Genomic DNA, 21,673 nt, shown 5'->3' with positions numbered 1-21,673 from the left:
GGGTCGTACGCACTCAGGGCGCGGCCAGGCGGGCGAGCGCCACCGCGCCGCGCAACGAGGAAAGGCCCCCCAGCGCTGCCGGTTCCACCGGCAGCGGGGGTTGGCCCGGGCGGGCCAGCTCGGCCAGGTGGCCCGACACCAGGCCGACGAGCTCGGGAAGACCGGCCGCGAAGCCGCCGCCGATCAGGGCGAGTCGGGGATGGACCAGTTCCTGGACGCCGGCCACCGCGGCGGCCAGGGCCCGGGAGGTCTCCTCGACCGCGGTGACCGCCCACGGCGCCCCTTCATGCAGTGCCCGCCGCAGTTCCTCGAAGGGGACGGGCTCTCCCCGCAGAACGGCCGCGCGGCCCAGGGTGGCCGGCCCGGAGGCGATCGCCTGCAGGCATCCCCGGCGGCCGCAGACACACTGCGCGCCGCCCATCGCGACGATCACGTGCCCGATCTCGAAGGAGCCCCGGCCGAGCCCGGGGCACAGCGCCCCTTGCAGGACGAGACCGCCGCCGATGCCGGTGCCCACCCCGAGGTAGAGCAGGTCGTCGCAGCCCGACGCCCGGGCCTCCGCGAGCGCACCGAGGTCACCGTCGTCCGCGCGGGCGACGGCCGCTTCGGGGAACAGCGCGCGCAGTGACGCGTCCAGGTCGAGCCCGTTCCACTCCGGCCGGCTGGGCCAGGCGGTGACCCGGCCGGCCGGATCGACGGTGCCGGGCATCGCGACGCCCACCGCGCGGAGCGGTACTCCGAGTCTGGCCCGTAGTTGCTCCACGTGGTGGGCGAGCCGGGCCAGGTCCCGGTCGGCGCTGTGCCGCGGGCCCCACCGGAAGGCGGACTCGTCGACGCACTCCGCGCCGGCCTCCACCCGGAAGGCGACCTTGGTGCCCCCGATGTCGACACCGAGGTGATGTGCCCTCTCCATGCCCTTGGACGACCCTCAGCCGCGGGGTACGGACGGGCACAGCGCCAGCAGTTCGTCCGGGCGATAGAGCACGGCGCCCGGCAGAGCGCCCAGCAGGGCGTCCTCGTCGTCCACATCGGCCCAGAGCGCGGCGACCGAGGCCACGCCGGCGCCGTGGGCGCTGGCTATGTCGGTCGGTGCGTCACCGATCATGATCGCCTCCTCGGCCGGCAGCTCCAGCAGCTCGAGAGCGCGCACCACGATGTCCGGGGCGGGCTTCGGGTGGGCGACCTCGTCCGAGCCGATCACGTGGTCGAAGAAGTGGAGCAGACCCAGCTGTTCGAGCAGGGACCGCGCCCGCGGCCCGCTCTTGCCGGTGGCCACCGCGAGCTTGAACCGGCGCGACCGCAGGGTCGCCAGCAGCTCGGCGATGCCCTCGAAGACCGGCACCTGGTGCGCGAGCCGGTAGCTCTCGCGGACGAAGGGCTCCTCCATCTCCAGCGGGAGGCCCATGATCCGCATGATGTCCGGGAAGTAGCGCCCCTGGTGACGCCGGTACTCCTCGAACGGTGCCTGGCCCTCCCCGACGACCTCCTTGTACGCGATGGCGAAGGCTTCCTCCATCACCGCGAAGCTGTCGACGATGACCCCGTCCAGGTCGAAGATCACGCCGCGCCTGACCGACCGGCGCGTCTGTGTCGCCGTCGCCGGTGTCCCTGCCATTGAAACTGTCACGTCATGCCATCCCGTACGTCTGCTCGTTCTCTTGGAACCGAGGTCCCACTGGTCTTCCGCCGGCCTTCCGCCGGCCTTCCGCCGGTCCTCCGCGCCGTCTAGCGGTAGGCGGCCACGGCATGGCCGGTGCGGACGGAGCGGGCCGACGCGTAGAAGTCCTCGATGACGCGGACCGTCGTACGGGCCTCGCCGATGGCCCTGCCGCGGTTGCCCGGATCCCCCAGGAAGCCGGCGAGGCGGCACAACTGCCGCCGGTACTCGTTGCCGATCGGCTCGTCCGGCACCGGTACCGACGTGGTGGTGCCTTCACGGGTCAGCGTCAGCACCGGCCGGGGCTGGCGGTTGGGGCTGAAGCCGAAGGTGCACCTCAGCTCGGCGGTTCCCTCGCTGCCCACCACCTGGATCCGGGACACGTCCCGCGCCTCGTGCGACGCCCAGCTGGCGTGCAGGGCGACGGAGACACCGTCCTCGCGGACGAAGAAGCCCCGGGCGGTGTCCTCTACGTCACCGGCGGCGTCGGCGACGGGCTGGTCGTGCCGCCATGCCGCGCTCCAGGAACCGACGTTGACGAAGTCGTTCGCCGTCACGCCGACGACCTCTGCGAAGCGGGCGGGACCGAGCAGGGAGGCGAGCGTGTCGAGCAGGTGCCATCCGAGGTCGAACAGCACTCCGCCGCCGGCCTTGCTGCGCTGGGTGAACCAGCCGCCGGCCTTGGGGATCCCGCGCGCCCGGACCCACGACAGGTCGACGTGCCGGATGTGGCCCAGGTCGGGCACCAGGCGCGCCAGGGCGCCCACATCGCTGCGGTAGGGGGCCGCGCTGCCGGCCAGCAGCATGGCGCCGCCGCTGCGTTCGGCGGCTGCCAGCATGTCGGCCTCGGCGGAGGTCAGGCACACCGGCTTCTCGAGGAAGACGGAGATGCCCTTGCCGAGCAGGGCCGCGGCCACCTCGGCATGCATGAAGTTGGGTACGGCGACCACGGCGAGGTCGACCGACTGGGCGGTGAGCGTGTCCACCGTCGTGTGGACGGGAATGCCCGGCACCACGCCGAACGCCTCACGCGCCGCCGGTTCGGTGTCGGCGACGGCCACGACTTCGAAGTCCCCGTGCTCGCTCAGCAGGGGGAGCCACAGCTCGCGCCCCGCCCAGCCGAGCCCGACGATGGCCACCCGGACGCTCATACGGCGCTCACAGCGTCGGCGATGATCGCGGCCGTGAGGTGCATGTCTTCCTCGGAGGCGAGCAGCGTGCGGTGGTGCAGCCAGATGCAGTCCTGGCTGATGGCCTCGGAGTTGGGGCAGCGCTCGGCGAGCTCGTCCGGGGTGGCGTCCGGTGCGCCGATCTCCCAGAAGGCGTCGGTGCGGTAGATCGCGCGGAACCCGGCGAACGCCGGCAGGCCGGCCTCCACGAGCCTGTCGACCAGGGCGTTGCGGTTCTCCTCGCCGATGCCGGGCACCCGGAACATCGCCATGTAGTGCGAGGGGACGTCGGTGCGCTCGTCGGCGCGCTGCGGGACCACCCCGTCGATCGACTCGAGCAGGCGGGACAGCAGGGCCCAGCGCTCATGACGCGTGGCGATCTGGCCGTCCAGGCGGCGCAGCTGGGCCCGGAGCACCGACGCGGAGAACTCGTTGAGCCGCAGGTTGGAGCCGGCGATCGCGTGCATGTACCGGCGGTCGGTCCGGGGCCGCCCACAGCTGTGCCGCAGGAAGGCGGTCTCGTACATCTCCGTGTCCGGGAACAGCACGGCGCCGCCCTCACCGGCGGTCATCAGCTTGCCGTTCTGGAAGCTGAACGCGGCGACCGAGCCGAGCTCGCCGACGCGCTTGCCCTGCCAGCGGGCGCCGTGCGCGTGCGCGGCGTCCTGGAGCAGCGGGACGCCCGTGTTGGCGGAGAGCTTGGCGAGTGCGTCCATGTCCGCGAGGAAGCCGGCCATGTGCACCGGCATGATCGCCCGGGTCCGCGAGGTCACGGCGGCGGCGGCCGCCGCCACGTCGATGTTGTACGTGTGCTCGTCGACGTCCACCGGGACGGCGACCGCGCCGAGGCGCTGAGCCGCCTGGGAGGACGAGATGAAGGTGAAGGCCGGGACGATGACTTCGGAGCCCGGGCCGACGCCCATGACCTGGAGGGCGAGTTCGAGTGCGTGGGTTCCGTTCGTGACCGCGAGGGCGTGGGCGGCGCCGTGGTGCTCGGCGAACTCCTGCTCGAAGGAATCGACTTCGCTTCCGCCCATCCGCCACCACTGGCCCTGCTCGAGTGCGCGGACGAGTCCTTCGCGCTCGTTCTCGTCATACTGCGGCCACTGGGGGAATTCCGGCGCCTGTCGCACGTTCATGTTTCTCCAAGGAATGGATCTGACTCGACGCGAGGTGCGAAGTGGGCGGGGCACTGTGCTGCTACGGAGGAAGACGCGCGCACACGAGCAGTCGCCGTCGAGATCGCGGAAGAGGCGCACACTCCGCCCCGTGCAGCGTCATGTGCAGTCAGAAATAGGCTGAATTACAAGTCCAAAATAGAGCTCAGTCTGCGACACCGCATCCCTAGATTCGGTAGTCGTGCCCTGTGTTCAGTGCAAGTCGAAGAAGACTCGATAGGAATTCAGTTGCCCCTCGAGCATGTGAATTCCGTGATGGACGGGGTGGCCCAGTGCGGCTGCTTCACGCAGGAGCCGCGTCTCGCGGGGTTTCATGACGATGTCGGCCACCACGCAGCCCGGCGGCAGGGAGTCCAGAGGGAACGGAAGCGGATCGTCCGCACGCATGCCGAGTGGTGTGGCGTTCACCGCGATGTCGATGCAGATGTCGCCCAGCTGCGGTCCGGTCAAGGCGCGGACCCGGCCCAGCCAGTGTGCGCCGAGGCGGGTGACGAGCGCACCGAGCTTCGCGGTGTCCGTGTCGTACACGGACAACCGGTCGACACCGGCCGTCAGCAGCGCCGCGGCGACCGCGCTGCCGGCACCGCCCGCGCCGACGAGCGCCACCCGTCTGCCGTGCGGGTCGTGCCCGGCCCCGACGAGGCCCGACACGAAGCCCGATCCGTCGAAGTTCTCCGCGAGCCAGCTGCCGTCGGCCTCCCGTCGCAGCACGTTCGCGCTGCCGACGATGTCCACGGTCGGGCCGCAGCGGTCGGCCAGCCGGCGGACGGCGACCTTGTGGGGCACCGTGACGAACATGCCGTCGAGGTTCTCCACGCGCTGCAGCCCGCGCACGATCTGCTCGAGGTGCTCCGGCCGCGCGTGCACCGGAACGAGCACCGCGTCCCTCCGCAGGCGCGCGAAGAGCGGATTCATCAGCCCGGGCGCCTGGACCTGGGCGATGGGATCCCCCAGCACGGCGTACAGCCGGGTGGTGCCTTTGATGGGCGGCGTTCCGGGAGGACTGCCGGTCATCGCAGCACCGCTTCGAGGTCGGTGATGCCGGCCGCCGCCATCTCCGGAACGGAGAATGCGAGTTCCATCGACTGCTCCGCATTGAGGCGGGGGTCGCAGGCCGTGTGGTAGCGGGCGGGCAGGTCGGCTTCCGTTATCCCGGAGGCGCCGCCGAGACATTCCGTGACGTCGTCCCCCGTCGCTTCGATGTGAATTCCGCCGGGGTGGGTGCCCAGGCGCCGGTGGACTTCGAAGAATCCGGCCATCTCGTCGATGATGTGCCGGAGATTGCGTGTCTTGTATCCGTTCGCCGACGTGTACGTATTGCCGTGCATCGGGTCGCACTGCCAGATCACCTGGTGGCCGGAGGCGGCGACCTCCGCGACGATCGGCGGCAGGACGTCCCGGACCTGCCGGTGTCCCATGCGGCTGACCAGCGTCAGCCGGCCGGGCTCACGGTGCGGGTCGAGTCGCCGCACGTACGCGGCGGCCGTCTCCGGGCTCGTGCCCGGACCGATCTTGAGTCCGATGGGGTTGGACAGCAGTTCCGCGAACGCGATGTGCGCGCCGTCGAGCTGGCGGGTGCGCTCGCCGATCCACAGGAAATGCCCCAGGCCACTGGCCAGCCGGGGCTCGGGCCCGCTGGTGTCCACGCGGAGCAAGGACCGCTCGTAGTCGAGCAGGAGTGCCTCGTGACTGACGTAGATGTCGCTGTCGCCGTTGCCGTCGCCGTTGTCGCCGAAGGTGCGTACCAGGGCCATTGCGCGCGCGGCCTCGGCGTGGGCCCGCAGCATCCGGTGGGGATCGGGTGTCCGGGCCGCGAGCGTGGGCTCGGCGGAGTTGACCATGTCGCCGCGGTAGACGGGCAGCCCCAGTGCGTCGACGGCCTGGGATCGGGGCTTGGCGTACTGGCCGGCCATACGGGCGACCTTGACGACGGGCAGTCCGGTGCGGCGGGCGAGCACGGCCGCCATGTCCACGAGCGTCCACAGATTGGCGCGCACATGGGCTTCGGTGTTCGCCGCGAACGTTTCGGCGCAGTCACCGCCCTGGAGCAGGAACGCCTCGCCGCGCGCGACCGCGGCGAGCCGGCTGCGCAGCCGTGCCGTCTCGGCCGGCGTCACGATCGGCTCGGCGCGGCTCAGCAGTGCCACCGCGTCCCTCGCCCGCTCCGGGTCTGCCCAGACCGGCTGCTGCGCGGCCGGCCTGGCGAGCGCCGCCTCCAGCCTGTCGAACAGCCGGCGGTCCACCGGCCGGGCGGTGCCGGCCGGTCCGTCGAGATCGGCCGGCCACTGAGTTGCACGTGTCATTTCTGAGCCGCATCGGTCGTGGAGGCTTCGAGCGCGGCGCCGCCGACCAGATCGGCCAGGCGCGCTCGGGGCATCCGGTCCAGCACGCGCGCGACCACCTCGTGCGGTACGTCGCTCACCAGTTCCGCGCCGTTCGGGCCGTCCAGGACGAACGAGAGTCCGTTCATCGCCTTCTTGTCGTGTCGCATCAGATCGATGAGGGCCGCGGGCTCGGCCTCGACGGGCAGGGCGGTGGGGAGACCGTAGGACCGGACGACGTCCTGGTGCTCCTCCACCCTCGCCTGGTCGATACGGCCCAGGGCGCCGGCGAGCCGCCCCGCGAAGACCGTTCCGATGGCCACCCCCTCGCCGTGGCGCAGCGCGAAGTCGGTCGCCTTCTCCAGCGCATGGCCCAGCGTGTGGCCGTAGTTGAGCGTGTGCCGTAGTCCCGCGTCCCGCTCGTCGGTCTCCACGATGCGGGCCTTGAGACTCACGCTGGCGGTGATCTGCTCCTCCAGCGACAGCCCGCGCAGGTCGGCCGCGCCGATGAAGTGGCAGCGGGCGATCTCGCCGAGACCGTTGAGCAGCTCGCGCCGCGGCAGGGTCGACAGGTACTCCGTGTCGCAGAGCACCGCACTGGGCTGCCAGTACGCGCCGACCAGGTTCTTGCCGGCCGGCAGGTTCACGGCCGTCTTCCCTCCGACGCTGGCATCCACCTGGGCGAGCAGCGTCGTGGGCAGGTGGACCACGGGCACGCCCCGGTGGTAGAGCGCTGCCGCCAGCCCGACCACGTCGGTGGTCGTGCCACCGCCACAGGAGACGACGACGTCGGACCGGGTGAGCCCGAACCGTACGAACTCACCGCACAGCGCCTCCACCGTGGTGAGGGTCTTGTCCTGCTCGCCGTCCCGGGCCGGCAGCAGCAGGGTCTCCACACCGGTGTCCGGCACCCATTCCTCCGGGCGGGCCGACACGACGACGGCCCGCCCGGCGCCCAGCCGTCGGATGACCTCGGCAAGCGACGTGCGCACCCCCGGGCCGATGAGGACGTCGTACGAATGATCTCTGAGGCGCAGAGGAATGGAAGCCATGACGTCCCTACCGACCCGCCGTCGCCCTGCGGACGCGCGCCTCGGCCCGCTCCTTGCGGTCGGCCTCGTCCAGCTCGGGGTACACCGGGCAGCCGAAGACCCGCCGGAACGGCTCGAACGTGTCCCACTCCGTGCGCTTGCGCATCTCCTGGGCGACCGAGTTGTGCTCGCTCCAGAAGTCGCCGCCGATCAGCCGGACGAGGTACCTCTCCAGGGTGTCCCGGTCCGTGGAGCGCGCGGCGTCGGCGGCCATGGCCACCAGCTCGCCGTCGTAGTAGGCGTGGATGAGCCGGATGTAGGTGTCGTACCCGGTCTTGAAGAAGCTCGCGTACTTGTCGATCAGGTGGTCCTCCTGCGCGGGGTCCTTCAGCGCAGCACCGATCGTCTCGGCGGCACGGACGGCGGTGGTCGTCGCCACCAGCACACCACCGGAGAACATCGGGTCGCCGAAGCAGCCGGCGTCTCCGACCATGACCCAGCCCGGCCCGGTGACGGTGTCCGAGTGGTAGCAGTAGTCGGTCTCGACCTTGAGGTCCGTGGTGGGACGGGTTCCGGTCAGTCGCGCGGTGATCCGCGGAATCCTGGCCACGTGCTCCTCGAACGCCTTCTCCGGCGTCGACGCGCGCAGCGCATCGCGCGGCATGACCGTGCCCACGCTGATGCTGTCGGTGGACAGCGGGATCGCCCAGACCCAGCCGTCGTCGTGGGCGCCGACCTGGATGTCGCCCTCGACACCGAGGTTGTTGCTCTCGTCGAGTCCGTCGTAGTGGCGGAACACGGCCACCATGCGGAGCTTCTCGAGGGTCTTGCGCAATCCGAATCGGTTGGCGATCCGGCCCGCCCGACCGCTCGCGTCGATCACGTAGGACGAACGCACCTCGTGGGTCTCGCCCTCGCGCTCGTAGCGGACGCCGACCATGCGGTCGCCGTCCATGAGCAGCTCGTTCACGTTCGCGCCGAAGAGGACCTTCGCCCCGGCCTCGGCGGCCTGCTCGGTGAGCATCTTGTCGAACCTGGCGCGCTCGACCTGGAACGCGCGGGGGAACCGGCCTTCACCCTGCTTGGTGAAGTCCGCGCGGAAGACGCCCTCGAAGAACTTCTTCTCCGTCGGGTCGATGAACTCGCCGCCGAACTTGGGGACGTAGCCCTGGGCCTCGACCGTCTCGCGCAGGCCGATCTGGTCGAACAGGCCCATCATGTAGGGGAGCAGGGACTCGCCTATGTGGAACCGGGGGAACTCGTCCCGCTCCAGCAGCACCACGGAGTGCCCCTGCTTGGCGAGCACCAGGGCGCTGACCGCGCCGGCCGGTCCTCCACCGATCACAACCACGTCAGCGGTGTCGTTCGTCATCACATTCCCCTTCTGATTCCAACTCGTTCATGTTTCACCCGCGATGAATTGCCGTACGGGGGTGATGGATGGTGCGAATTCAGCCGAGCTGACCGGACAGAACGCCGGCGATCAGCATCCGGTGCTCGTCGTCGTCCGTGATCGTGCGGGCCTGCTCACGGCCGTCACGGACCGTCAGGTACCGTCGCCCCTTGAGTACTGCCTGGCCGTTCTCGAAACTCCGGCCGCACAGGATTTCCTGGCCGTCGTTCGACCGCGGCTGCGAAAGGATGTCCCGGAGGAGGTCCTCCATTTCCTTCCAGTCGGTCCACTGCCGGGATTCCATCGTGAAGGTGTAGACGACACTCCACCGGGTGACCGCTCCACGGCGCTGCAGAGCGATCTCCGATCCGCTCTCGACCAGCCGGTACTGGCACCCGTATTGGTTCTGTACCGCGTCGGAGATCTGCAACGGCTCGATGAAGGACGGGCCGGGGTATCCGACGTCCACCAGCCACTCGTTGCCGTTCAGGGCGACACGGCTGAACATGTGCTCGACGTCGAGCCCGAAGGCGTCCTGGCCTTCGGCGGTCCTCGCCGCCATCAGCGTGACGTCGTAGCCCAGCTCACGGAGAAGCCGGAAGAAAAGGCGGTTCAGCTGGAAACACGTGCCGCCCTGCCCGTTGACGATCGTCGTCTCGAAGGTGGCGTCCTCGTCGATGTCGACGAGGTGTACTCCGTCGCGGTATTCCTCGGTGATGCCGTTGTACGGAATCGCCATGAGGTGATTCTTGTGCAGCTTTCGCAGCGTCGCGAGGTCCACACCGGTTTCTCCGCCGCAGCCGATCCGCTGCAGATATTTGTCCACGTCGAACATATCATCACCCTCTTTCAGACGGAGATCGCTACTGGATTCGCGGCCCGTTCGCCGCACGTCAGCTCGTGCAGGTACGCGGCGAGCATTCCCGGCGTCGGATAGTCGAAGACGAGGTTCGGAGAGAGCTTCGTTTCGGTGATGTTGCGGAGCCGGTTGCGAAGCTCGATGGCGGTGAGGGAGTCGAAGCCGATCTCGAAGAGCCCCTGGTCCGCTTCGAAGTGGTACGTCGCGCTGTAGCCCAGTACAGCGGCCACCTGGGCCCGCACCAGGTCGAGCAGGACCTTCTTCTGTTCGGCGGCGGTCAGCGTGGCCAGCCGGTCGTACAGCTTGCGGCCCTCGTCGGCGGTGTCCGCCGCCTGCGCCTGCTGCCGGCCCGCCCGGACCAGGCTGCGCAGCATGTGCGGTACGCCGCCCCCGGCCGCCGAACCGGCCCGGACACCGCGCAGGTCCAGCTTGGCCGGGACCAGCAGAGCCTGACCGGAGCGGACTGCGGCGTCGAACAGTTCCATGCCCTCCGCCGGCGACATGGCCTGCAGACCGCCACGACGGTTGAGCCGCGCCTTGACGATGTCGTCGATGAACGCCTCGAGCTCCAGGCCCCGGGTCAGCTCGTCCAGGTGCCGCACCGCATCCACCTTGGGTGCGAACACCCTCGCCAGCCGCTCCGGGGTCAGTGTTCCGATCACCCCGTCGTCCGTCACGCCGGCGGTGTGCACGACGCCGGCCAGGCGGTGCTCGGCCGGCACCGACGCCAGCAGCGCCTCGACCTGGCCACGGTCGGACATGTCACAGGCCACCACCGTCACCGCAGCGCCCTGCTCCGTGAGGTCGGCGACCAGCTCCTGCACGCCTTCGGCATCCGGACCCCGACGGCTGGCCAGCATCAGATGCCGTACGCCGTGCCGGGAGACCAGGTGCCGGGCGACCAGGCCGCCCAAGGACCCGGCGCCGGAGACCAGGACGGTCCCCTCCGGGCCGAAGACAGCGGGAGCGTCTGCGGCGTGACCGGTGGTACGGGCGAGCCGGGGCACGAACAGGGTCCCTTCGCGCACCGCGAGCTGCGGCTCCCCGCAGGCCAGCACCGCACCCAGTACCGGCTCCGCGCCCTCATCGGCAGCGGGGTCGGTGTCCACCAGGATGATCCGGTCGGGGTTCTCGGCCTGGGCGGCACGCACCAGACCCCACACCGCCGATCCGGCCGGGTCGGTCACCGCACCGTCACCGGCGGGCACCGCACCCCGGGTCACGACCAGCAGCCGCGACTCCTCCAGCCCGGCCCCGCCCAGCCAGCACTGCAGCACATCCAGCACCCGGGTGGCCAGGCCCAGCACCGCATCCTCGCCCGCGGCACCCCCGGTCCCGCCGGTGGCGGCTTCCAGGACGGCCAGCGCCGGGGCGGCGGCCGCCCCCGACAGCACGTCGTAGGCCAGCGTCGCCACCTGTTCCGCGGTGTCGACCGGCAGCCACGACGGCGAAGGCTCCGCCCCCTGGGCGTGGGGCAGTTCGGTCCACTCCACGCGGAACAGCGAGTCGGTACGCGCCGTGCCCGCCGCGGTCTCCAACTGCTCGGCGGACACCGCCCGGGACACCAGGGAGTCCATCGTCACCACCAGGCGGCCCGCCTCGTCCGCCGCCTCCAGCGACAGTGCGTCGCGCTCGGGCTGTGCGAGGCGCACGCGCAGCACCGAGGCACCGGCCGCGTGCAGGGCCAGCCCGTTCCACGCGAACGGCAGACGCAGTTCCTGTTCACCGGTCTCTCGTACGGCGTCGCCGTCGGCCGACCCGGGCTCCGCCGCGGCATTGAGCAGCGGCGAGTGCAGGGCCGCGTCGAGCAGCGCGGGGTGGATGCCGAACCTGCCGGCATCCTTGCGCTGCTCCTCGGGGAGGGCGACCTCGGCGAAGAGTTCCTCGCCGCGCCGCCACACCGCCCGTACGGCCTGGAACGTCGGGCCGTATCCGTACCCCACCTGGGCGATCAGGTCGTAGCCGCCGCTGATGTCCACCGGCTGCGCGCCGGCCGGCGGCCAGGCGGCGAAGTCGAACCCGGTGCCGCCGCCACCCGGCTGGACCGTGGTGGACAGCACGCCGGAGGCGTGCCGCGTCCACACGCCGTCACCGGGAGCGTCCTCGCGCTGGGAGTAGACCTCCACGGTCCGCGAGCCGGTCTCGCCCGGTCCGCCGACGGCGACCTGTACGCGGACTCCGCCATGGTCCGGCACCACCAGCGGCGCCTCGATCACGAGCTCCTCCAGCACCACGCATCCGGCCTCGTCGCCGGCCCGGACGGCCAGCTCCACCAGCCCGGTACCGGGGACGATGACCACACCGTCCACGGCGTGATCGGCCAGCCAGGGGTGCGACTTCAGCGACAGCCGCGAGCTGAAGACCAGACCGTCGGACTGCGGCAGGTGCATCACCGCACCCAGCAGCGGGTGATCGACCCCGGCGAGTCCCAGCGACGCCGCGTCGGTGGCCGACCCGGTCGACTGGATCCAGTAGTGCCGGTGGTCGAAGGCGTAGGTCGGCAGGGCCAGTCGCGCGGACCCGGCCCGGGTCGGCAGGAGACTGCTCCAGTCGACGGCCACGCCGCGTACGAACAGCTCGGCCATCGAGGCCAGCAGCCGTCGCAGGCCGCCGTCTTCCCGCCGCAGCGAGCCGGTCACCACGCCATCAGTGTCGGTGGCGTCGACGGTCTCGGTGATCGGCTGGACCAGCACCGGGTGGGCGCTGACCTCGACGAACACCCCGTGGCCCTGCTCGAGCAGGTCGGCCACGGCGGGACCGAAGCCCACCTGGCCGCGCAGGTTGCGGTACCAGTACGCGCCGTCCAGGACGTCGGCGTCCGACACCCACGTACCGGTCACCGTGGAGTAGAACGACACCGTCGGGGCCTGCGCGGTGACGCCGGCCAGGGTTTCGGCGAGCGTGTCGCGGATCGCTTCCACATGCCGGGTGTGCGAAGCGTAGTCCACCGCGATCCGACGTGCCCGAACGCCTTCACCGGCCAGCGCGTCCAGCGCTTCATCCAGTGCCTCGGCGTCACCGGCGATCACCACGGAGGTCGGGCCGTTGACCGCAGCGACCTCGATACGGTCCGCCCACGGCTCCAGCCACGCAACCGCGTCGTCGACGTTCAGTGCGACCGACGCCATACCGCCGCGGCCGGCCAGCTCCTCGGCAATGGCCCGGCTACGCAGCGTCACCACGCGTGCCGCGTCTTCGAGGGAGAGCGCCCCCGCCACACACGCGGCGGCGATCTCACCCTGGGAGTGACCGAGCACCGCATCGGGCCTGACGCCGGCGGAAGCCCAGACCGCCGCCAGACCGACCATCACGGCGAAGCTCGCCGGCTGGAGTACGTCGACCCGCTCCAGCAGTTCGGGCTCGGTCTCGCCGCGCAGCACGTCGATCAGAGACCAGTCGATCCACGGCTCGAGTGCGGCAGCGCACTGCGCGATCCGCTCGGCGAAGACCGGCGAGGAGTCGAGGAGTTCCCGGCCCATGCCGGCCCACTGCGAGCCCTGGCCGGGGAACACCCACACGACCTTGCCCGGGGCCGCCGAGCCGGCACTGCCGATCACGACACCGGCCGTGCTCTCGCCCCGCGCCAGCGCGCGCAGACCGGCCAGCGCCTCGTCACCCGTGCCGGCCACCACGACCGCACGCTCACCGAAGACGGCCCGGTCCGAAACCAGCGCTCGGGCCACTTCCGCCGGCGACACCCCTTCGCTGCTCTCCACGAACGACGCCAGCCGCCCGGCCTGGCCCGCGAGCGAACCGGCGCTCCGCGCCGACACCACCAACGGCACCACACCAACGGACGCCGGCGGCTGCTGCGCCTCTGCCGGGACGGGCTGCGCCACTTCGGCGGGCGCTTCCTCCAGGATCAGGTGCGCATTCGTCCCGCTGATACCGAACGAGGACACACCGGCCCGGCGCGGATGACCGTTCTGCGGCCACTCGCGGGCCTCGGTCAGCAGCTCGACGGCACCCTCGGACCAGTCCACCTGGCTCGTGGGCGCATCCACATGCAGGGTGGGGGGCATGACGCCGTGGCGCAGCGCCTGCACCATCTTGATCACACTGGCCACTCCCGCAGCCGCCTGCGTGTGACCGATGTTCGACTTGAGCGAGCCCAGCCACAGCGGCTGTTCCGCGTCCCGGCCCTTGCCGTACGTCGCCAGCAGCGCCTGCGCCTCGATCGGGTCGCCCAGAGCGGTTCCCGTACCGTGCCCCTCGACCACGTCCACGTCGGACGGGGAAAGTCCGGCGCTGGCCAGGGCCTTGCGGATCACCCGCTGCTGCGAGGGGCCGTTCGGTGCCGTGAGGCCGTTCGACGCGCCGTCCTGGTTGACCGCGCTGCCACGCAGTACGGCCAGCACCTGGTGCCCGCGCTCACGCGCCACCGACAGCCGCTCGAGTACGACGAGGCCCACGCCCTCGGCCCAGCCCGTACCGTCCGCGCCGTCCGCGAACGCCTTGCACCGGCCGTCCCCGGCCAGGCCCCGCTGCCGGGAGAACTCCACGAAGGAGACGGGTGTCGCCATTACGGTCGCGCCGCCGGCCAGTGCCATGGAGCACTCGCCCTGCCGCAGCGCCTGCGCGGCCAGGTGCATCGCCACGAGGGACGACGAGCAGGCCGTGTCCACCGTGACCGCGGGGCCCTCGAAGCCGAACACGTACGACACGCGGCCCGAGGCCACACTGGCCGCCGTGCCCGTGCTCGCGAAGCCCTCCAGCTCCGGCGCGACCACGCCCGCCCCGTAGCCCTGGCTGGACACGCCGGAGAACACGCCGACGTCGGTGCCCTTCAGCGCGAACGGGTCGATGCCGACCCCCTCCAGCGCCTCCCAGGAGGTCTCCAGCAGCAGCCGCTGCTGCGGGTCCATCGCCAGCGCCTCACGCGGCGAGATCCCGAAGAACCCCGCGTCGAACAGCCCTGCGCCGCGTACGAAGCCGCCCTGGCTCGTGTACGAGGTACCCGCGCTGTCGGGGTCCGGGTCGAACAGGCCGTCCAGGTCCCAGCCCCGGTCGTCGGGGAAGGAGGACATGCCCTCACGGCCCTCGTGGACCAGGCGCCACAGGTCCTCGGGACCCGCCACGCCGCCCGGCAGCCGGCACGCCATACCGACGATGGCGATCGCTTCGTCGGGATCCGCGACGACGGCCACGGCCGAGGCGGGGGTACCGGCCTCCGCGTCCCCGAACTCCTCGCGCAGGTAGCGGGCGAGGGCCAGCGGGGTCGGGTAGTCGAAGACCAGCGTCGCCGGAAGCTTCAGGCCGGTCGCCTCACGCACCCGGTTCCGCAGTTCCACCGACGTGAGCGAGTCGAACCCGGCGTCCTTGAACGCCATCTCCGGCCGGACTGCGCCCGACCCGCTGTGCCCGAGCACGACCGCGGCCTGAGCACGCACCAGGTCGAGGAGCAGGGCCTCCTGCTCCTCCGCGGCGAGCCCGGCCAGCCGGTGGGCCAGGCCGCCGTCGCCGGTGGATCCGGCGCGCGCCTGCTGTCGGCCCGCGCGGACCAGGCCGCGCAGCAGGTGCGGCACACCGCCACCGGCCGCCGCGCCGGCACGGGCGCCCCGCAGATCGAGCTTGATCGGCACCAGCAGCGCCTGTCCGGACACCACGGCGGCGTCGAACAGCTCCATGCCCTCCACTGCCGATATCGCCAGCGCACCGCCACGGCTCATACGCGCCTGGTCGACGGTGCTGAGGTCGGCGGTCATGCCGGTGGTCTGCTCCCACAGGCCCCAGGCCAGCGACAGACCGGGCACGCCTGCCGCCCGGCGGTTGGCCATCAGCCCGTCCAGGAAGGCGTTCGCCGCCGCGTAGTTGCCCTGGCCGGCCGAGCCGAACACGCCCGAGGCGGACGAGAAGACGACGAAGGCGGCGAGGTCCAGGCCCCGGGTCAGCTCGTCGAGGTGCCGTACCGCGTCCACCTTGGGCGCGAACACCCCCGCCAAGCGCTCCGGGGTCAACGCCCCGATGACCCCGTCGTCGAGCACACCGGCGGTGTGCACCACACCGGTCAGCCGGTGCTCGGCCGGCACGGACGCCAGCAGCGCCTCGACCTGGCCACGGTCGGCCACATCACAGGCCATCACGGAGACCGCGGCGCCCTGCCCGGTCAGCTCGGCGACCAGCTGCTCCACTCCGTCGGCGGCCGGGCCGCGACGGCTGGCCAGCAGGAGATGCCGTACGCCGTGCCGGGAGACGAGGTGCCGGGCCACCAGAGCACCCAGCGAGCCGGTGCCACCCGTGATCAGGACGGTTCCCTCCGGCGCGAACACTGCCGGAGCCTCTGGGACTTGACCGTTGGTACGGGCGAGCCGCGGGGCGAAGAGGGCCGTGCCACGCACCGCGACCTGGGGTTCGCCGCCGGCCAGCACCGCGCCCAGCACGGCTCCCGCTCCGTCGCCGGACGCCGGGTCGGTGTCGATCAGTACGATCCGGTCGGGGTTCTCGACCTGGGCGACCCGCACCAGACCCCACACGGCGGCGCCCGCGGGGTCGGTCACCGCGCCGTCACCGGCGGGCACCGCGCCCCGGGTCACGACCACCAGGCGCGACTCCTCCAGCCCGGTCCCGGCCAGCCACGCCTGTACGGCCTCCAGCACGCGGGAGGTCAGCGCCAGCACGGCATCCTCGCCGGAACCGCCGACGGCCTCCAGGACGGCCGCGGCCGGGACTACTGCGCCGCCGGCCAGGGCCGCCACCTCGTCGGCGGTGGCCACCGGTGCCCACGCAGGTGGAGCCTGCGCCCCCGGAGCCGGAGGCAGTTCGGTCCACTCCACCTGGAACAGCGCGTTGGCGACCGCGGTGTCCGCCGCGGCGCCCAACTGTTCGGCGGACACCGGACGCGACACCAGCGAGTCCAGGGTCACCACCAGGCCGCCGGTCTCGTCCGCCGCCTGCAGCGACACCGCGCCGGGCCCGCCGGGCACCAGCCGAACCCGCAGCACCGAGGCACCCGCGGCGTGCAGCGCCAGCCCGTTCCACGCGAACGGCAGCACCGCCTCTGCGGTCTCCTGCGCCGGGGCATCCGCCGGGGCGCCGAACATCCCGGTGTGCAGGGCCGCGTCGAGCAGCGCGGGGTGGAGTCCGAACCGGTCGGCGTCCTTGCTCTGCTCCTCGGGCAGGGCCACCTCGGCGAAGAGTTCCTCGCCGCGCCGCCACACGGCCCGCAGCCCCTGGAACGCCGGCCCGTAACCGTAACCGCGCTCGACCAGGTCGCCGTAGAACTCGCCGGGGACCATGTCCACCGGCTGCGCGCCGGGCGGCGGCCAGGCGGCGAAGTCGAACCCGGTGCCGCCGCCGGCCGGCCGGCCCGCGGCCGCGAGCATGCCGGTGGCGTGCCGCGTCCATACGTCCGCGCCACCGTCGCCGGCGGTGTCCTCACGCTGGGAGTACACCTCCACCGTGCGCGAACCGTTCTCGCCCGGTGCGCCGACCGCGACCTGCACCCGTACGCCGCCGTGCTCGGGCACCACGAGCGGCGCCTCGATCACCAGCTCTTCCAGCACGCCGCAGCCGGCCTCGTCGCCGGCCCGGACGGCCAGCTCCACCAGCCCGGTGCCCGGGACCAGCACGACGCCGCTCACCGCGTGATCGGCGAGCCAGGGGTGGGACCGCAGCGAAAGCCGCGAGGTGAAGACCAGACCGTCGGACTGCGGCAACTGCACCACCGCGCCCAGCAGCGGGTGATCGGCCGCCGCCTGGCCCAGCGACGTCGCATCCGTCGCCGACCCGGAGTCCCTCAGCCAGTAGTGCTGGTGGTCGAAGGCATACGTGGGCAGGGCCACCCGCCCGGGCTTCGCCGTCCGCCCCAGCACACGGCTCCAGTCCACGGCCACACCGCGGACGAACAGCTCGGCCACCGACGTCAGCAGGGTCTGCTCTTCCGGGCGGCCGTCGCGCAGGGCCGCGACGCATGCCACGTCGGCGGCTGCGGCGGTGGCCGTCTCCTCGACGAGGCCGGTCAGGGCCGCGCCCGGACCCATCTCCACGAACAGCGTGCCGCCGTACTCCACCGCGGCCGCGATCCCCTCGGCGAACCGCACCGGCCGGCGCACGTGCCCGGCCCAGTACTGCGGGTCGGCGAGCTCATCGGGCCCGGCCAGCCGCCCGGTCACGTTCGAGACCACCGGAATCACCGGCGGCTGCCACGCCACGTCGGCCAGCTCGGCGGCGAACTCGGCCAGCATCGGCTCCATCCGCAGCGAATGGAAGGCGTGTGACACCGCCAGCCGCTTCGTCTTGCGTCCCTGCTCCCGCAACCGGCCGGCTGCCGCGAGGACCGCGTCCTCCTCACCGGAGAGCACCACCGAGGACGGGCCGTTGACCGCCGCGACCTCCACGCCCTCGCCCAGCAGCCCGGCGACCTCCTCCTCGGTGGCAGCCACGGCGACCATCGCCCCGCCCTGCGGCAGCGCCTGCATCAGCCGGCCCCGGGCCGCGACGACCCGCGCCGCATCCTGCAGCGACAGGGCCCCCGCCGCATATGCGGCGGTGATCTCGCCGACCGAATGCCCGATCACCACGTCGGGCCGCACACCCCAGGACTCCACGAGCCGGAACAGAGCGCTCTCGAACGCGAACAGCCCCGCCTGTGTGAACACCGTCTGGTCCAGAAGGGCAGCACCGCCCGGCACCCTGCCCAGAACCACGTCGCGTACCGGATGGTCGACCCACCCGGCCAGCCGCGCGTCCAGCTGCTCGCACGCCTCGTCCAGCGCCTGCGCGAAGAGCGGGTACCGGGCGTACAGCTCCCGGCCCATTCCCACCCGCTGCGAGCCCTGGCCCGGGAACACCCACACGGTCCTGCCCGGCGCCGCAGCGGCACGGCCGGCCACGACTCCGGCCGCGTTCTCCCCCTGAGCGAGTGCTTCCAGCCGGGTCAGCGCCTCCTCGGCGGAGTCGGCCACCACGACCGCACGGTCACCGAAGACGGCGCGGTCCGACACCAGCGCCCGGGCCACCGACGCCAGCGAGGCTCCACCGGCACCGGACTCAAGGTAGGAGGCCAGCCGACCGGCCTGGCCCGAAAGCGACCCGGCGCTGCGCGCCGACACCACCAGCGGCACCGCACCGGCAGGCTGCGCCTCTTCCGTGTCGGGCTCCGCCTCCTCCTGCGGCGCCTCCTCGAGGATCAGGTGGGCGTTCGTGCCACTGATGCCGAACGAGGAGACGCCGGCCCGGCGGGTCCGGCCGGTCTGCGGCCACTCGCGGGCCTCGGTCAGCAGCTCGACGGCACCTGCCGTCCAGTCCACCTCGGTCGAGGGCTTGTTCACGTGCAGGGTGGGGGGCATGACACCGTGGCGCAGCGCCTGCACCATCTTGATCACGCTGGCCACACCGGCAGCCGCCTGCGTGTGACCGATGTTCGACTTCAGCGAGCCCAGCCACAGCGGCCGGTCCGCGTCGCGGCCCTGGCCGTAGGTGGCCAGCAGCGCCTGCGCCTCGATCGGGTCGCCCAGGGCCGTACCGGTCCCGTGACCCTCCACCACGTCGACGTCCGCCGAGACGAGCCCGGCGCTGGCCAGCGCCTTGCGGATCACCCGCTGCTGCGACGGTCCGTTCGGCGCGGTCAGACCGTTCGAGGCGCCGTCCTGGTTGACGGCACTGGCACGCAGGACGGCCAGCACCCGGTGGCCGCGCTCCCGCGCCACCGACAGCCGCTCCAGCACCACCACGCCGGCGCCCTCGGCCAGACCCATTCCATTGGCGCCGTCCGCGTACGCCTTGCACCGGCCGTCCGTGGCCATGCCCCGCTGCCGGGAGAACGCGACGAACGTGCCAGGCGTCGACATCACCATCGCGCCGCCGGCCAGCGCCACCGAGCACTCGCCCTGCCGCAGCGCCTGGGCCGCAAGGTGCATCGCCACCAGCGACGAGGAGCAGGCCGTGTCCACCGTGACCGCAGGACCCTCGAAACCGAACACGTACGACACTCGGCCCGACGCCACACTCGGCGCCACCCCCGTGCCCGTGAAACTCTCCAGCTCCGGCGCGATCGCACCGGCGCCGGCCCCGTAGCCCTGACTGCACACGCCGGAGAACACCCCGACGTCGGTGCCCTTCAGCGAGACCGGGTCGATGCCGGCCCCTTCGAGTGCCTCCCAGGAGGTCTCCAGCAGCAGCCGCTGCTGCGGGTCCATCGCCAGCGCCTCACGCGGCGAGATCCCGAAGAATCCCGCGTCGAACTGGCCGGCCCCGTGCAGGAAGCCGCCCTGGTCGGTGTATGACGTACCCGCGTGGTCGGGGTCCGGATCGAACAGGCCCTCCAGGTCCCAGCCGCGGTCCTCGGGGAACCCGGAGACGGCGTCCCGGCCCTCGGACACCAACTGCCACAAGTCCTCCGGCCCCGCGACGCCACCCGGCAAGCGGCACGCCATGCCCACGATGGCGATCGGCTCGTCAGCGTGGCTCGAGCCCTGCTTCTTCAGGTGGTGCAACTCGGTCGTGACGCGCTTCAGGTACTCGAGGAGTTTTTCGTCCGTGGCCATTCTCTGAATCCTTACGAAGTTTGATGGAACCGCGATGCCATGACCTGTTTTTCAGATGAGTCCGAATTCACCGTCAATGAATGCGAGGACCTCATCGGCGGACGCGGATTCCAACTGCTCCGCCACCGTGGAAGCGTCCACGTCCTCGAGCACTCCGTTGCACCTGGCCACCAAGCCCTGAAGGCGAAGCGCGATACTGGATTTCATGGATTCATCGAGCATCAGGCCACTGATCAGCGCCTCGACGTCTTCGATCTTTGCGTTCACGCGGGAGAGCGCGTCCTCGCTCATGCCGAGCTCGTCGCGCAGGTGGCGGGCGAGGGTCAGCGGGGTCGGGTAGTCGAAGACCAGCGTGGCCGGAAGCTTCAGACCGGTCGCCTCACGCATCCGGTTGCGCAGTTCCACCGACGTCAGCGAGTCGAACCCGACGTCCTTGAACGCCGTCTCCGCCCGGACGCCCTCCGGCCCGGTGTGCCCGAGCACGAGCGCGGCCTGACCACGCACCAGGTCGAGGAGCAGAGCCTCCTGCTCCGCTTCTGCGAGCCCCGCGATCCGACGGGCCAGATCGCCTTCCCTCGCGGACCCCGCTCGCGCCTGCTGCCGGCCTGTCGGCACCAGGCCGCGCAGCAGGTGGGGCACGCCGCCACGGGCCGCTGCGCCTGCGCGCACGCCCCGCAGGTCCAGCTTCACCGGTACCAGCAGCGACTGTGCGGACGCCACGGCGGCGTCGAACAGCTCCATGCCCTCTGCGGGCTTGAGCGCCACGACTCCGTCACGGCTCGCGCGCCGGCTCATGCGCACCTGGTCGTCGATGGTGAGGTGCGTGGTCATGTTGGTGGCGTACTCCCACGTGCCCCAGGCGAGCGACAGCCCGGGCAGACCGGCCGCCCGGCGGGTGTCCATCAGCCCGTCCAGGAAGGCATTGGCCGCCGCGTACCCGCTGCTGCCCGCGCCCATGAAGACGGACGAGGCGGAGGAGTAGACGACGAAGGCGTCGAGGTCCAGGCCCCGGGTCAGTTCGTCGAGGTGCCGCACCGCGTCCACCTTCGGCGCGAACAGGCCCGCCAGCCGCTCCGGGGTCAGCGCATCGATCAGGCCGGAGTCGAATACGCCGGCGGTGTGCACGACACCGGTCAGGCGGTGCTCGGCCGGCACCGATGCCAGCAGGGCCTCGACCTGGCCGCGGTCGGACATGTCGCAGGCCGCCACCGTGACCGTCGCACCCTGTTCGGTGAGTTCGGCGACCAGCTCCTGCACGCCTTCGGCCGCCGGACCCCGGCGGCTCGCCAGCACCAGGTGCCGCACGCCATGCCGGGAGACCAGGTGCCGGGTGATCAGCTCGCCCAACGAACCGCCACCGGAGACCAGGACGGTTCCCTCCGGCCCGAAGACCGCCGGACCGTCCGGGACTTCACCGGTGGTACGGGCCAGCCGGGGCACGGAGAAGGTGGTTCCACGCACCGCGATCTGCGGCTCACGGCCGGCCAGCACCGCACCCAGCACCAGCTCCGCGGCGTCTTCGGCAGCGGGGTCGGTGTCCACCAGGACGATCCGGTCGGGGTTCTCGGCCTGGGCGGCACG

Annotated in this window: 11 protein-coding genes; all 11 read right to left on the bottom strand. The window is 71.8% G+C overall.

The window, feature by feature from the left end; translation table 11 throughout:
* Window positions 1–13 precede the first annotated feature (13 nt).
* A complete protein-coding gene (locus tag IF09_RS0109185) occupies window positions 14–913 on the bottom strand; it encodes an ROK family protein (RefSeq protein ID WP_030293822.1) in 900 nt (299 codons plus the stop codon).
* A 15-nt stretch (window positions 914–928) separates the two neighbouring features.
* Window positions 929–1,561 (bottom strand): HAD-IA family hydrolase, encoded by a 633-nt coding sequence (locus IF09_RS0109180; protein ID WP_037634462.1) that lies wholly within the window; start codon window positions 1,559–1,561, stop codon window positions 929–931.
* 164 nt (window positions 1,562–1,725) lie between these two features.
* Window positions 1,726–2,808 (bottom strand): Gfo/Idh/MocA family protein, encoded by a 1,083-nt coding sequence (locus IF09_RS0109175; protein WP_030293818.1) that lies wholly within the window; start codon window positions 2,806–2,808, stop codon window positions 1,726–1,728.
* A complete protein-coding gene (rifK, locus tag IF09_RS0109170) occupies window positions 2,805–3,965 on the bottom strand; it encodes a 3-amino-5-hydroxybenzoate synthase (RefSeq protein WP_030293816.1) in 1,161 nt (386 codons plus the stop codon). Before rifK ends, IF09_RS0109175 begins: the two co-directional genes overlap by 4 nt.
* A 231-nt stretch (window positions 3,966–4,196) precedes the next feature.
* Window positions 4,197–5,018, bottom strand: a complete 822-nt coding sequence (locus tag IF09_RS0109165) for a shikimate dehydrogenase family protein (RefSeq protein ID WP_030293815.1) — start codon at window positions 5,016–5,018, stop codon at window positions 4,197–4,199.
* Window positions 5,015–6,307 (bottom strand): 3-deoxy-7-phosphoheptulonate synthase, encoded by a 1,293-nt coding sequence (locus IF09_RS0109160; RefSeq protein ID WP_051832280.1) that lies wholly within the window; start codon window positions 6,305–6,307, stop codon window positions 5,015–5,017. The genes IF09_RS0109165 and IF09_RS0109160 overlap by 4 nt, the downstream gene beginning before the upstream one ends.
* The gene (locus IF09_RS0109155; RefSeq protein WP_030293813.1) at window positions 6,304–7,377 is read right to left on the bottom strand and encodes a 3-dehydroquinate synthase family protein; all 1,074 of its coding nucleotides are present in this window, start codon (window positions 7,375–7,377) and stop codon (window positions 6,304–6,306) included. Before IF09_RS0109155 ends, IF09_RS0109160 begins: the two co-directional genes overlap by 4 nt.
* Before the next feature lie 7 nt (window positions 7,378–7,384).
* Entirely contained in the window at window positions 7,385–8,728 is a 1,344-nt protein-coding gene (locus IF09_RS0109150) for an NAD(P)/FAD-dependent oxidoreductase (protein ID WP_030293811.1), read from the bottom strand.
* A 79-nt stretch (window positions 8,729–8,807) separates the two neighbouring features.
* The gene (locus IF09_RS0109145; RefSeq protein ID WP_199920419.1) at window positions 8,808–9,641 is read right to left on the bottom strand and encodes an arylamine N-acetyltransferase; all 834 of its coding nucleotides are present in this window, start codon (window positions 9,639–9,641) and stop codon (window positions 8,808–8,810) included.
* On the bottom strand, window positions 9,599–20,092 hold the full coding sequence (locus IF09_RS46865; protein ID WP_030293807.1) for a type I polyketide synthase: 10,494 nt from the start codon (window positions 20,090–20,092) through the stop codon (window positions 9,599–9,601). The genes IF09_RS0109145 and IF09_RS46865 overlap by 43 nt, the downstream gene beginning before the upstream one ends.
* A gap of 51 nt (window positions 20,093–20,143) precedes the next feature.
* Window positions 20,144–21,673: type I polyketide synthase (locus tag IF09_RS0109135; protein ID WP_030293805.1), on the bottom strand; the 1,530-nt coding region annotated here is incomplete at its 5' end.

This window comes from Streptomyces katrae (assembly GCF_000717655.1).
Classification (GTDB): domain Bacteria; phylum Actinomycetota; class Actinomycetes; order Streptomycetales; family Streptomycetaceae; genus Streptomyces; species Streptomyces katrae_B.
The sequence above is the reverse complement of the archived record's forward strand: the minus strand, read 5'-3'. Positions and strand labels throughout refer to the sequence as shown.

Coding starts and splice junctions, on each gene's coding strand:
- IF09_RS0109185 (WP_030293822.1), bottom strand. CDS start 913: ATGGAGAGGGCACATCACCTCGGTGTCGACATCGGGGGCACCAAGGTC.
- IF09_RS0109175 (WP_030293818.1), bottom strand. CDS start 2,808: ATGAGCGTCCGGGTGGCCATCGTCGGGCTCGGCTGGGCGGGGCGCGAG.
- rifK (WP_030293816.1), bottom strand. CDS start 3,965: ATGAACGTGCGACAGGCGCCGGAATTCCCCCAGTGGCCGCAGTATGAC.
- IF09_RS0109165 (WP_030293815.1), bottom strand. CDS start 5,018: ATGACCGGCAGTCCTCCCGGAACGCCGCCCATCAAAGGCACCACCCGG.
- IF09_RS0109160 (WP_051832280.1), bottom strand. CDS start 6,307: ATGACACGTGCAACTCAGTGGCCGGCCGATCTCGACGGACCGGCCGGC.
- IF09_RS0109155 (WP_030293813.1), bottom strand. CDS start 7,377: ATGGCTTCCATTCCTCTGCGCCTCAGAGATCATTCGTACGACGTCCTC.
- IF09_RS0109150 (WP_030293811.1), bottom strand. CDS start 8,728: ATGACGAACGACACCGCTGACGTGGTTGTGATCGGTGGAGGACCGGCC.
- IF09_RS46865 (WP_030293807.1), bottom strand. CDS start 20,092: ATGGCCACGGACGAAAAACTCCTCGAGTACCTGAAGCGCGTCACGACC.